General features: G+C 65.7%; 12 protein-coding genes. 5 read left to right on the forward strand and 7 right to left on the reverse strand.

The features are described 5' to 3' along the window. The first annotated feature begins 194 nt into the window (after nucleotides 1-194). Nucleotides 195-2,018, forward strand: coding sequence for a cyclic nucleotide-binding and patatin-like phospholipase domain-containing protein (locus B5J99_RS05250; RefSeq protein WP_162892458.1), 1,824 nt, complete (start codon nucleotides 195-197; stop codon nucleotides 2,016-2,018). A gap of 36 nt (nucleotides 2,019-2,054) precedes the next feature. Here the strand turns inward: B5J99_RS05250 and B5J99_RS05255 are convergent, their stop codons facing one another. From B5J99_RS05255 to B5J99_RS05280, 6 genes are all read right to left on the reverse strand, one after another. Continuing rightward, nucleotides 2,055-2,960, reverse strand: coding sequence for a cobalamin B12-binding domain-containing protein (locus B5J99_RS05255; RefSeq protein WP_162892459.1), 906 nt, complete (start codon nucleotides 2,958-2,960; stop codon nucleotides 2,055-2,057). A 73-nt stretch (nucleotides 2,961-3,033) separates the two neighbouring features. Then, nucleotides 3,034-3,228 carry a hypothetical protein gene (locus B5J99_RS05260; protein WP_069051062.1) on the reverse strand — a complete coding sequence of 65 codons (195 nt, stop codon included), beginning with the start codon at nucleotides 3,226-3,228 and terminating at the stop codon, nucleotides 3,034-3,036. A gap of 165 nt (nucleotides 3,229-3,393) precedes the next feature. Continuing rightward, complete coding sequence (locus tag B5J99_RS05265) at nucleotides 3,394-4,320, reverse strand: CopD family protein (protein WP_117351771.1); 927 nt, start codon at nucleotides 4,318-4,320, stop codon at nucleotides 3,394-3,396. Nucleotides 4,321-4,324: 4 nt separating this feature from the next. After that, nucleotides 4,325-4,729, reverse strand: a complete 405-nt coding sequence (copC, locus tag B5J99_RS05270) for a copper homeostasis periplasmic binding protein CopC (protein WP_245991751.1) — start codon at nucleotides 4,727-4,729, stop codon at nucleotides 4,325-4,327. A gap of 14 nt (nucleotides 4,730-4,743) precedes the next feature. After that, the gene (locus B5J99_RS05275; RefSeq protein WP_425456447.1) at nucleotides 4,744-5,649 is read right to left on the reverse strand and encodes a copper resistance protein B; all 906 of its coding nucleotides are present in this window, start codon (nucleotides 5,647-5,649) and stop codon (nucleotides 4,744-4,746) included. Between the two features lie 107 nt (nucleotides 5,650-5,756). Beyond that, on the reverse strand, nucleotides 5,757-7,568 hold the full coding sequence (locus B5J99_RS05280) for a copper resistance system multicopper oxidase (RefSeq protein ID WP_117351773.1): 1,812 nt from the start codon (nucleotides 7,566-7,568) through the stop codon (nucleotides 5,757-5,759). Nucleotides 7,569-7,642: 74 nt separating this feature from the next. On the opposite strand from B5J99_RS05280, the gene B5J99_RS05285 reads away from it, so the two are divergent. From B5J99_RS05285 to B5J99_RS05295, 4 genes are all read left to right on the forward strand, one after another. Continuing rightward, a complete protein-coding gene (locus B5J99_RS05285) occupies nucleotides 7,643-7,915 on the forward strand; it encodes a metal-sensitive transcriptional regulator (RefSeq protein WP_054134861.1) in 273 nt (90 codons plus the stop codon). Further along, nucleotides 7,912-8,658 carry a MauE/DoxX family redox-associated membrane protein gene (locus B5J99_RS05290; RefSeq protein ID WP_069051066.1) on the forward strand — a complete coding sequence of 249 codons (747 nt, stop codon included), beginning with the start codon at nucleotides 7,912-7,914 and terminating at the stop codon, nucleotides 8,656-8,658. Before B5J99_RS05285 ends, B5J99_RS05290 begins: the two co-directional genes overlap by 4 nt. A gap of 121 nt (nucleotides 8,659-8,779) precedes the next feature. Then, on the forward strand, nucleotides 8,780-8,932 hold the full coding sequence (locus B5J99_RS19490; protein WP_162892460.1) for a hypothetical protein: 153 nt from the start codon (nucleotides 8,780-8,782) through the stop codon (nucleotides 8,930-8,932). Nucleotides 8,933-9,140: 208 nt separating this feature from the next. Further along, nucleotides 9,141-9,668: a PepSY domain-containing protein gene (locus tag B5J99_RS05295; RefSeq protein ID WP_162892461.1), complete on the forward strand. Its 528-nt coding sequence runs from the start codon at nucleotides 9,141-9,143 to the stop codon at nucleotides 9,666-9,668. 45 nt (nucleotides 9,669-9,713) lie between these two features. Here the strand turns inward: B5J99_RS05295 and B5J99_RS05300 are convergent, their stop codons facing one another. Further along, nucleotides 9,714-12,908 carry a WD40/YVTN/BNR-like repeat-containing protein gene (locus B5J99_RS05300; protein ID WP_117351775.1) on the reverse strand — a complete coding sequence of 1,065 codons (3,195 nt, stop codon included), beginning with the start codon at nucleotides 12,906-12,908 and terminating at the stop codon, nucleotides 9,714-9,716. Nucleotides 12,909-12,977 lie beyond the last annotated feature (69 nt).

The following is a 12,977-nucleotide window of genomic DNA, read 5'->3' on the forward strand; positions in this document are numbered from 1 at the left end:
GGGGCGGCCCGGCCAGCCCCCCATCAAGGGATGAACCGGCAAAGGGTTGCTCGGCTGGTCGCAAAGCGCAGCATGCCTGCCGACGGGCTTCTGTTTTGCCGGGGGCTGCGCTAGACCGGGATCAACGATCTTGAAAAAGCACGAGGTTTCCCGGTTGCAGACCGGGCGCAACTGACGGAGCGACAGGAATGGCAATGGGGCAGCCGGGAGAGCATGATGCGGACGGGAGCCTGCGCGACTGGATGCAATCGGGGCTGTTCGCCAATGTCGACCAGGCCGCGATCGATGCACTGAGCCAGAAGGCGCACCGGCTGGAAGTTCCGGCGGGCGCAACGCTGGTCCGGCAGGGCGATGCCGCCGATACGCTCTACTTCCTGGAAACCGGGCGGCTGCGGGTGCTGATCGAAACCCCCATGGGCAGCAAGGCGGTCGCGCAGATCGAGGCGGGCGAGCCCGTTGGCGAGCTCGCCTTTTTCGGTGGCGGTACCCGCACCGCAACGCTGCAGGCCAGCCGTGACAGCGTGGTTATGGCGCTCGACCGGGAATGCTATGACATGGTGGTCGCAGCCTATCCGCAGCTTGTGCCGGCAATCCTGACCGCGGTGACCCAGCGGCTGGCCGCGGTCACCGCAAAGACCCCGCCGATGGAGGCGCGACTGCCGCGGGTGATCGCGGTGGTGCCCAGCGGGGGCAGCCGGACCGATCCTGCGCTGCTGCGGCGGCTTGCCGATGCTATCCGCCGCACCATTCCCGACGACCGCCAGGTGATGCTGGTGCGCGAGAGCGACGTGCCGCCGGGCCCGGCCAGCGCCTATCAGGCCTGGCTGCGCGAGCACGAGGCGCGGCGCGGATACCTGCTGATCGATGCCAGCGGCGATGCCGAATGGGGGGCGCTGGTGTGCCGCAACGCCGATGGCCTGTTGATGGTCGCCGATGCTGGCTGCAGCCCCGCGCTGGCGCCGCTCGAGATGGCAGGCTGCGCCGCGATCGAGCCGCCCAACCGCACATTGCTGTTGGTCCGCGAACGCGCCGATCAGCCGGTGAACGGCACCGCCGCCTGGCTTGCGGGACGCGACCCGCATCTGCACCACCATGTTGCGCGCGACAGCGAGGCGGATTTCGAGCGTGTCGCGCGGTTCCTCACCGGACGCGCGGTAGGGTTGGTGCTGGCGGGTGGCGGCGCGCTGGGCTGCGCGCATCTTGGCATCGTGCGCGGGCTGCAGGAGGCGGGCGTGCCGATCGACCTGATCGGCGGCACCAGCGCAGGCGCGGCGATGGGGGCCGCGATCGCGCAGGGGCTCACCGTGCCGCGCACGCTCGACCAGATGGAGGCGATGTTCATCGATGCCAAGGCGATGCGGCGTTTCACCGTGCCGATCCATTCGCTGCTCGACCCGGCGGTGTTCGATGCCGAGCTGGAAGAGCGCTATGGCAATGCCGATATCGCCGACCAGCCGATCAACTTCTTCGCGATCTCGACCAACCTGTCCACCAACGACCTGCACGTCCACCGCCGCGGCCCGTTATGGCATGCGGTGCGCGCGTCCGGATCGCTGCCCACAATCCTGCCGCCTTTCATCGATACCGATGGCAACATCCTGGTCGATGGCGGGGTGCTGGACAATGTGCCGGTGGTGACGATGCGCGCGCTCAAATCGGGCCCCAACATCGTCGTCACGCTGGGCGAGGCGGGGCAGACCTGGCGGATCAAGGCCGCCTATCATTCGCTGCGCCGCCGCGGGCAGCTGATCCGCGACCTGTTGCTGCGCCGGAAGTCGGACAGCGATTTTCCGTCCATCGTCGAGATCATGCAGCGATCGATGGTGGTCGCCAGCCGTATCGCCTCGCGATCGATGCTGCGCGAGGACGACATTCTGCTCAGCCCGCCGATCGTCCAGGGCATGCAGATTCTCGACTGGCATCTGGGGCGCAAACAGGCCGAACAGGCCGCACGCTATGTCGCCGAGGAAGTAGTGGCAAACCCTGCGCTCGCAGCGTTGCAGTCGTCCGGGCGCTGACCCGCCGGTCGGCGGGGACTCGCGCGGCCTTCGGGATTATCCGGCTGCTCGGGGGCCCTGCCGGGCGATCGCGGTGTCGAACAGCTTTTGCGCGATCAGAACCGCCGTGGGGGCATTGGGCGCGGTGGCGTCGGCCCCGACCTCCGCCGCCAGCGCGGGATTGGCGGTGAAGATCGGGCCGCCGACCATGATGCCGATATGCGGATTGCACGACTGCTGCCGGATCCGCGCGATCGTCGTCGTGAGGCTGTCGATCATCTGTTCCGAGCCCGCTGTCAGCCCGGCGACCGCGAACCAGCTGCCTTGAGTCGCGTCCGCGATTTCCGCAGCGCTCGCCGAGGTTTCGGTCCTGACCTTCCAGCCCGACGCCAGCAGAAACCGCTCGACCATGGTGACGCCGAAGAAATGCTGGTCCCCGGGCGTCATCGCCATCAGCACCGCGCGCCGGCTGTCGAGCTGGGGTGCGATATGCGAGTTGTTGAACGCGGCGAGCAGCTTCTGCAGCCGCGCCACGCCCAGGGTCACGTCGATGAAATCGCACAGGTCATGATCCCACATCTCGCCCAGATGGCGCGCGGTGGGCTCGAGCAGTTCGACGAACAGCGCATCCATCGACAGGCCGCGCTCGCGCAGCAGTGTGACATAGCTCACCGCCGCCTCGAGATCGCTGCCCAGGATGATGTCGGCGAGCCCCGTGATGTCGTCGCGGTCGGGCGCCAGCGCCTTGACCACCACCTCGACCGGAGGTGCATCGGGCACGACATCGCTGTGCAGCCGCAAAAGCTGGGGGATCACCCGGTCCGAGATCAGTTGGGCCAGTTGACCCTGACGCCGCGCCAGATCGTCGCGCCGGTAGATCTCCGGCGCGATGAAATGCGTTTCCAACTGGCGCAGGCTGCCGCGATCGATCAGGGGGAGGGCTGCTGATGCGGCTCGTACCATAAGGTCTCCTGTTGATCCGACACGTCGCAGCCTGGGGGATAAAGACACCATAAAGCGCGCGGGCTGTCGAGACCTATCGTCTGCCTCGGCGCATTTGCACGATCGCGCGCACCGCGCCCCACGCGCCGGCTGGGACGCGGGCGCGCAGCCGATAGATGGCGTCTATCAAGAACGCGCCATCATTTCGTATTTCATCGATCAGATTTTGTGGCATCAAGGCTTCCAGATTGAGCGGGCCGAAGCGGTTTCCCCGAACCCATTTGCCCATCCCTGCTCAATGCCTGCTGTGGCTTGAATGACACCCACCAAGCCCACAGACAGGGTGGCGCATCGACTTTCCAAGGGTCGCAGCTTTGGAAGGCTGGTGCGTCACCCGACAAGGGTCGGCAATGCTCCCGCGCCTGCATCATCGCGCATCATCCCGATAATCGGATCAGCCCGCCATCGGCGCGGCCAGCCCTGCAAACGCGGTGAGGCCCAGGACCCCGCCGGCAAGCAGCAGCTCTGCCACCAGGCTCGCCCGAAGCTGCGCCAGCCCTGCCCTGCTCATCGCCGGTTCGCGACCTGACGCGCCTGCGGATTGCGCGGCAGCCCGGGCGTGGCGGGCCGCGCAGCCGAGCATGAGCGCAACCAGCGCCAGCTTTGCGACCAGCAGCCAGCCATAGGACGTCTGCAGCACGGCCAAGCTGTTTTCGATCCCGAAGATGAAATGCGCATTGATCGTTCCCGTCAGCGCCACCACCGCGACCAGCGCCAGCCCCAAGGGCGCAAAGCGGTGCAGGACATCCAATAGCGGCGCCGGTCGGATGCGCGCAGGATCGCGGTGCGCTGTCCACACCAGCCGCGAAAACCATCCGATCGCACCGATCCACAATGCTGCCGCCAGCAGGTGAGTCGCATCGTTCAGCCGGTGTGCCAGCCCCGGCCAGCCTTCGCTCGCGGCAGCATGACCGTTCCAGGCAAGCGTCAGCAGCGCCAGCGCATACAGCCAGGCAGCGATGATCTGCGATCGCCTCGCTGGCCTCACCAGCGCCAATACGGCCGCAGCCGCCGCTGCAAGAGCCGTTCTTGCCAGAAACGCGGTGCCCATGTCGGTCGTCATCACCATGGCCGTAATGGTGGCCCCATCGAGATCGCCGACCGCCTGCCCCATCATCCGGGCAATGCCCACCAGCATCACCGCAACCGTGATGCAAGGCGCAGCCAGGGTAGCGAGCATAGTGACCCGCCCGGTCGCGGGCCGCAGGAAAGGCGTGAGCCCCTGCAGCCCGACCATGCGAAACGCCAGCGATCCGAACAGGCCGAGCATCACCGCATACTGCGCGAACCGCAGCGCCGGGAACAGCCAGTCGTCGGTCATCGGATCAGCTGACGGTGAAGCTGACCGCGCCCTTCATCCGGTGCCCGTCCGCACCCGCCGCCTGCCAGCGCACGTCGTAGGTACCGGCGCGCAGTGGCTGGCGCAGGCTAAGGGTCAGCGTCTTGTTGCCCTCGGACCAGCTGGAGGTGAAGTTGCGGATGACCATTTCGCCATGATTCTTCACGCCCGGCATCGCGGTCATCACGATGCTGGTGGCGACCGTGGGCGGCAGCAGCGCTTCGCTGAAGGTCAGCCTGACCTGCCTGGGCTTGGCAACGGTTGCGCCTTGCGCGGGCGACGAGGCCACGACCTTGGTGTGTGCCATCGCCGGCATCGACGTGGCGAGGGGCGCGGCTAGGGCCACGACGCCAGCTGCGGCAAGCGCGAAAAGCGAATTCAGACGCATCATGTTGTCCTTCCTGTTCAGAACCAAAGCCGGATACCCGCGACAAAATTGGTGACGCTGGGATCCTCGCCGCGCGCGCGGGCAAAATCGGCGCTGCGGCCGGCCCGCCACGTCTGCTCCACGCCGATATAGGGCGCGATCTCGCGGATGATCTCGTAGCGCAGCCGCACGCCGACCTCGAAGCTGTCGATGCCTGCACCGATGCCGAGCTGCGGCACATCCTGCGCGGAAAGGTTGAGCTCGGCGCGCGGCTGGATGAGGATGCTCTGCGTGACTCGCTGGTCGAGCTCGGCCTCCAGCCGCGCGGTAAGGTCGCCGCGATGCGAGAGGAACAAGGCGGCATCGACCTCGAACATGTACGGCACCAGGCCCTGGATCCCGACCACCGCATGCGTCGTATCGGGTCCGGCCAAATCCTGACGGACGCCCGCCTGCAGATCGAAGAACGGCGCGACTGCGAGCGAATACAGCGCCTGGATCTCGAGATCCTCGATCGCCTCGCCAAAGCTGCCTTCGCCCTCGCTCTTGAACCAGAACTTGTGCGTGGTGCCGCCATAAAAGCCCTGCAAATCCCACAGATAGCCATCGGCCCCATCGCGCACCTGCATTTCGGCACGATCGGCCTGGAACCAGAACAGGTTGTAGTCGCCATGCGTCTGCTGGAGGTCGAGCCGCGAGGCGCGCATCGCATCAGCGCCCCAGATGGCGTCGGCCGCGCGCGGCGGACCGCTTGCGGCTTGCGGCGGTGGCGGGGTTTCCATGTCGGGCCCGGGCGATGGCGGTGCTTCACCGCCAGAGGTGTGATCCATCGCGCTGTGGTCCATCGTGCCATGATCCATGGCTCCATGATCCACGGCTCCATGATCCACCGTGCCGCGATCCATGCTGGCGGGGTCACCGGGCGCAGCTTCGGCCGCCGGCATAACGTGCCCGGCATGCGGGTCCGGCTCTGCTGTATGCGCAGCGTGATCCTGCGCGCAGACAGGAGTCGTCAGCGCAAGCACCGCGAGGGATGCTATCGCAAAGCGGATCAAGACGCCGCCTCCGGGCCCATCACGGTGACGGTCTGCATCATCCCGCCGTGCATGTGATACAGCAAATGGCAGTGGAATGCCCAGTCGCCCGGCTCGTTGGCGGTAAGGTCGAACTGCGCGCTCGCACCCGGCTGGACGATCATCGTGTTCTTGCGCGGCTGCAACGCGGCGGGCTGGCCGTTGACCATCTCGAAGAACATGCCGTGCAGATGGATGGGGTGCGCCATCATGGTGTTGTTGACCAGCTTCACCCGCACCCGTTCGTTCCAGGCAAAGCGGATCGGAACGTCGCTGACCGCGGAATACATCCGCCCGTCGAACGACCACATATAGCGCTCCATGTTGCCGGTGAGGTGAAGCTCCAGCAGCCGGCTCGGCTCGGGCGCATCGGCGGCGGGCTCGGCGGCGGCGAGCATGCGGTAGGTGAGCACGCGGTGCGGAACATCGCGCAAACCAAGCCCCGGATCGCCCATCTTGTCGACCGGGGCCATCGAGACCATGTCGATGCCGGGTCCGATCGCGACATCGGGTGGCAGCAGCGCAGTATCGCGCATCTTCATGCCCTGCATGCTCATGCTGCCAGCGTTGTGGTCCATCGCCCCGCCATCGGTAGCGCCATGATCCATGGTGCCATGATCGATTGCGCCGTCAGCCATCGCGCCGTGATCCATCGCGCCATCATTATGGTTCATGCCCATGTCGGCCATGGTCAGCAGAGGCGGATCGCGCAGCGCGGGGACCGCGGCGCGCAGCCCGGGCGCGCTTGCCAGCATCGCCAGCGCCATGCCCGAGCGGTCCATCGATTCGGCCACGATGCTGTAGGCAGGCGCCGCGCCCGGCTCGATGATCACGTCATAGGTTTCGGCGGTGCCGATCTGCAGTTCGTCGACCTCGACCGGGCGGACCCGCTGGCCATCGGTCGCGATCACGGTCATCGGCAGACCGGGGATGCGGATGTTGAAGAAGGTCATCGCCGCGCCATTGATGATGCGCAGGCGGATGCGCTCGCCGGGCTTGAACAGATATTCCATGCCCTCTTGCGGGCCACGCCCGTTGGCAAGGAAGGTATAGGTCTTGCCGCCGATGTCCGCGATGTCGGTGGGCATCATCCGCATCTGGCCCCACATCCGCCGCTCTTCGCCGGACATCGGGTAATCGTCGGTCATGGTGTTCTGCTGGCGGTTGAAATAGCCCTCGCCAGTCCGCAGCCGCTTCATGATGAAATGCGGGTCGTGGGTGGTGAAATCGCTGACCAGCAGGATATAGTCGCGGTCGACGGCGATCGTCTCGCCACCTGCGGGCTCGATGATCAGCGGGCCGTAATGGCCCGACTGCTCCTGCAGACCCGAATGGCTGTGATACCAATAGGTGCCGGACTGGCGGATCGGGAAGGTGTAGGTGAAGGTCTCGCCCGGCCTGATCCCCGGAAAGCTGATCCCCGGCACGCCATCATATTGGAACGGCACCAGCAGGCCATGCCAGTGGACCGAGCTGTCGACGCCGAGCGTGTTGGTGACGTTGAGCCGGACCGTGTCGCCTTCCTTTAGGCGAATCAGTGGACCCGGCACGCTGCCGTTGACCGCGATCCCCGGCCCGCGCCGCCCCTGGACAATGCGATGCCCACTGCCGATCGACAGGTTCACCTCCGGGCCGCGAACCTCGTCGAACCCTGCAGGAATGCGCGGACCGCCGCCGCCATGGCTGCCGCCATGCATGCTGTGACCCTGCGCCCAGGCGGGCACGGCGAGCACGCCGATGCCGCCGCCAATGCCGGTGAGGATGGAACGTCTGGAAAAATCTTTGCGCACTGCTCTTGCCTATCCTTTCGGCGGCACATACTATACCCCCCTATGGTATTCAAGCCAAAATCGGAGTCTAGACGATGGCAAAAGACAGAACGGCAATCCTCAACCGCCTGAAACGGATCGAGGGCCAGGTGCGCGGGATTTCACAGATGGTGGCGGAGGATCGCTATTGCATCGACATCCTCAACCAGATGCAGGCGGTCAAGGCCGCGCTGTCGAAAGCGGAGAGCGAAATCCTCAAGGATCACGCCGCCTGCTGCGTCTCGGAGGCGATCGCTTCGGGCGATGCCGCCGAACAGCGGATCAAGTTCAACGAGTTGATCGACCTGTTCGAGAAGGTCAAGAAATGACCAGCACCAAGACCGCCGTGCTGTATCGCATGGTGATGGACAAGCACATCTGCCCCTATGGCATCAAGAGCCGGTATCTGCTCCAGAGCCAGGGCTTCACGGTCGAGGACCATTGGCTCAGGACCCGCGAGGAGACCGACGCGTTCAAGGCGCTGCACGGCGTCAAGACTACGCCACAGACCTTCATCGACGGCGTGCGGATCGGCGGCAACGACGATCTGCGGCGGCATCTGGGCAAGCCGGTCAAGGACCCCGATGCCATATCCTATGTGCCCGTCATGGCGCTGTTCGCGATGGCCGCGCTGATGGCGGGTGCGATCAGCTGGCTGACGATGGGCACGATATTGTCGCCGATGATCCTCGAGACCTTCATCGCAGTGGCCATGTGCCTGCTTGCGGTGCCCAAGCTGCAGGACCTCGATTCCTTTGCCACCATGTTCCTGGGCTATGACCTGCTCGCGCGCAGATGGCTGCCTTATGCCTATCTCTATCCGTTTGCCGAGGCGCTGGCGGGTGTGCTGATGCTGGCGCGCGCGCTGGACTGGGTGTCGATCCCGACCGCCCTGTTCATTGGGAGCGTGGGTGCGGTATCGGTTTTCTACGCGGTCTATGTGCAGAAGCGCGATATCAAGTGCGCCTGTGTGGGAGGCTCCTCGCGGGTGCCTTTGGGGTTCGTCTCGCTGACCGAGAATGTGATGATGGTGGCGATGGCGCTGTGGATGCTGCTGGGCGACCGGATGTAAGAGCGCATGCGGACTGCGCCACGAAAAGGCGATTGGCAGGACGCGGCAGAGCAGATAGGCTGTGCCACAGCCCAAGGCAAAACCCCAGCGGCGCGCATGTCGCGCCCAAGGAGAGCGGACCGTGTTCAAGATTGCAAAGATTGCTGCCGTCAGCCTGATCGTGTCATCCAGCGCGGCGTTCGCTGCGGCCCCCGGCCCGGTCGGGCAGCTGCTGGCTGCCGGATGCTGCGCGATTGGCGCGTGCTGCGGCCTGGGCTTGGGTTGCTGCGCCTGATCGCGGGTGCCTGGCTTTAACCAAAAGAACCGCATCAGCCCCGAGCAACGGGCCGTCTTCCTCCTTCCGGCGGTCAACTTCCTTCGCCTGACGGCATTGCAGCAAGCGGAGTCTTGTCGCTGCTGCTGAACCGCCCCTCCAGGATCGCGCATTGCCGGACCGGGGACACACGCCCGATCGTTCCCGCTTTGCCATGGAGAAGAAGTCGATGGGCCGCACACTGCGTCTGGTACATTACTGGCTCACCGCGTTCACGCTGGTCACCGTGGCGATGGTCGCGGTCACCGGCGTGCTGCTGTCACTCAAGAAGGATTTCGATGTCCTGCAGCCGCCGTCCGCCGAAGCGAGCGCGCCCGGCCTGCCCGCAACTCCGCTCGATCGGCTGCTTGCAGCGGTCGCCACCCAGCCCGGCAGGGGGAAGGTCGGCTGGCGGGATGTCGATCGCATCGATGTCCGCCCGCGCGATGGCCTCGCCAAGCTGATCCTCAACGACCGCACCGAATATCAGGTCGATCTGCACACGCTCGAGGTGCTCCAGACCGGCTATCGCACCTCAGACTTCCTCGAGACGCTGCACGATTTCAGCTTTCTGGGCGACTGGGGCAAGTATGTGCTGTCGCTGCCCACCGGCATCGCGCTGCTCGTTCTGTGGGGCACGGGGGCGTACATGTTCATCAAGCCGCTGCTGGTGAAGCGCCGCAAGCGCCGCGCCCGGGCGCTTGCGGCTTCGACCTGACCGGACACCAGCCGCGCGGGCAGAACGCCACCCGCCCGCCCTGTCTCACTCGGCTTGCGCAGCAGGCGGCGGGACCTCCTGCTGGCGGCGGACGATTTGCGCCAGCCCGGCGGCCCCGAGCGCGGCATTGAGCGTCGGCAGGGTACCCCCGATCAGCCGATCGAGCGCCGCCAGCTGCGCATCGAGCTGGCCTGACAGGGTCGCGAACACCGCCAGGCTCTGGTCGGTCGGCCGCGCCTCGGCGCTTTCTGCCACCCCGATCAGCCCGGCGAGCTTGTCGTTGAGCATGATCGGATAGTTGAGCGGATCCTGCCGCGAGCGGTTGCGCACCTGATAGAGCTGCGCCTCGATCGCCCCCAATTGGGTGTCGAAGTCTGAGAGCTGGCCGCGCAGTGCTGCATCAGCTGCGGGATCGGTCGCGGCTGCAGCGGTCTGCTCCTTGATGCCGCGGATTAGCAGCACCGCCGCATTGGCCTCGCTCACCCGCTGGCTCACCCTGCTGGAAAAGTCGAACCGGGCCTGGAGATCGGCCTGCGTCACCCCGACAAGCCGCGGGTCCGAGCGGATCTCGAACGGCTGGGTGAAGACCTCTCCATCAACCGTCAGCCGCGCCTGATACTGGCCGGGCACCGCCGTGATGCCGCGGTTGCGGCTGGTCCACAGGATCATCCCGGGGAAATCGGTAAAGCCGGGATGGCGCATCTTCCAAACGAATCGGTTGAGGCCGGGTTTCATCGTCGTGGTCGGGGCCGGGCGGGGCTTGAACGGATCGTCATCCTCGTCTTCGTCCTTGTCGTCCTTCTTCTTGGGGTCGACAGGGTTGCCGGCAAAGCTCTGGATCAGCGCGCCATCGGCTCCCAGGATATCGAGCGCCAGCTGCTTGGGCCGCGCGGGCAGGAAATAGTCGATCGCGACGCCCTCGTCGACATCGCGCACGGCAGGCGCGGGCGCGAACAGGCGCTCGCTGCGCGGCGCACCGTTCTCGAGCTGGCGCAGCACGCCGATATTGTCGAGCACCCAGAACGAGCGGCCGTGGGTGGCGATCACCAGATCGTTGTCGGTCACTGCCAGGTCCGAGACTTGCACCGCAGGCAGGTTGCGCTGCAGCTTGCTCCAGCGCTTGCCCGAATCGAACGACACCCACACGCCGCGTTCGGTGCCGAGATACAGCAGGCCGGGGCGCTTGGGGTCTTCGCGGATGCTGCGCGCCATCTCGTCGGCGGGAATGCCCGCCGTGATCGACGTCCAGCTGCGGCCGTAATCGGTGGTCTTCATCACATAGGGCGCGAAATCGCCCATCAGGTGGCGGTGGCCGGTGAGGTATGCCGTGCCATCGGCGTGCGGCGAATCCTCGATCGTGGTGATCTTGAGGTTCGCGGGCAGCCGCCGGGGCGTCACGTTGCCCCAGTTGGTGCCGCCGTCGCGGGTGAGGTGCACAAGACCATCGTCCGAGCCCGCCCAGATCAGCCCGCGCTCACGCCGCGAAGGGGCCAGCGCGAACACCGTCGCATAGGTTTCCACCCCGGTCTGGTCGAGTGTGATCGGTCCGCCCGATGCGCCCAGTGTCTTGGGATCAGCGCGGGTCAGGTCGGGGCTGATTCGCTCCCAGCTCTGCCCTTCGTTGCGGGTGCGCCAGACATGCTGCGAGGTCACATACAGGCTCTGCGGATCGTGCGGATCGAAGACAATCGGGAACGTCCACTGGAAGCGTTCGGCGACATCGCTTGCCGAATAGCCCATCGGGTTATCAGGCAGCACGTTGATCGCGCGACTCTGTCCGGTCCTGCGGTCATAGCGATCGAGCGTGCCGCCATAGCTCCCCGCATAGAAGATCTCGGGGTTGGCGGGATCGTTGGTGACATAGCCGCTTTCGCCGCCGCCTGCGGCAAAGCCGTACTGCCCGCCACCCAGCGCATTGACGTGCTTCCAGTCGCGCGAAGGCACGCAGATCGTCGAATTGTCCTGCTGGCCGCCGCAGACGAAATAGGGGAAGTGCTTGCTGATCGAGACGCGGTACATCTGCGCGGTGGGATAGGCCTGTTTGGTCCAGCTCTCTCCGCCATTGACGCTGACATTGGCGCCGCCGTCATTGGCCTCGATCATCCGCTGGTTGTTGGCAGGATCGATCCAAAGGTCGTGATTGTCCGAGTGCGGGGTCTTGATCTTGGTCAGCGTCTTGCCCGCATCGTCCGAGCGGAAGAACTCGACGTTGAGCGCATAGACCCGGTCCTTGACAACCGGATCGGCAACGAGGCGGGAGTAATAGAACGAGCGCTGGCGCAGATCGCCGCTGTCGTTGGCGCGCCGCCAGCTGGCACCGGCATCGTCCGAGACGTAAAGCCCGCCTTCGCTGGCATGCTCGATCATCGCATAGACGCGGCTCGCATCGACCGGCGAGACGCTGACCCCGATCTTGCCGATCAAACCGGTCTGCGGCATCCCGGGCATCCGCGTCAGTTCGCTCCAGGTCTCGCCGCCGTCGCTGCTGCGGAACAGCCCGCTGCCCTCCCCGCCCGAGCTCATCCCCCAGGGCTTGCGCCAGGCTTCCCATAACGCCGCATAGATCGTGCGCGGGTTTTTCGGATCGATCGAGATATCGACCGCGCCGGTCTTGGCATCGCGGAACAGCACCTTGCGCCACGCCTTGCCGCCATCGGTGGTCTTGAACACGCCGCGTTCGGCATTGGGTTCGCCATAATGGCCGAAGCCTGCGACATAGGCGGTGTCGCAATCCTTGGGATCGATCCGCACCCGGGCAAAATTCTGCACGTCGGCCAGCCCGATCTTGGTCCAGGTCTTGGCGGCGTCTATCGATTTCCACACGCCGCTGCCGGGCAGGATGTTGCCGCGAAGCTGGGTCTCGCCGGTGGTCAGATAAACGATATCGGGGTTGGCCTCGCACACCGCGACACCGCCCACTGCTGCGGTGTCGAGCTTGCCGTCGGTCATCGGCTTCCAGCTGACACCGCTGTCGGTGGTCTTCCAAAGCCCGCCGCCTACGGCGGTAAAATAATATTCGTTCGGACGCGCCGCGCTGCCGGTGGCGGAGATCGAGCGGCCGCCACGATCGGGGCCGATGTTGCGCCAGGTGAGCGAGGTGAAATAGGCCTGCTCGTCGTCGGGCAGCGGGGTTTCCTCGGCCTCCTCGGCCACCTTCAGCTCGTTGGCGTCCTGCGCCAGCACGGCGCTGCCGGTAAACAGCCAGCAGGCAAGCCCGATAAACCCTGGCACACGCTTCATTTGCTTCCCCATTTTTTTCGACAAAGCGGTCTGCTGCGCGCGCAACCGACGGGCCCGGTGGTGTTCTCG

Source organism: Blastomonas fulva (assembly GCF_003431825.1).
GTDB lineage: Bacteria > Pseudomonadota > Alphaproteobacteria > Sphingomonadales > Sphingomonadaceae > Blastomonas > Blastomonas fulva.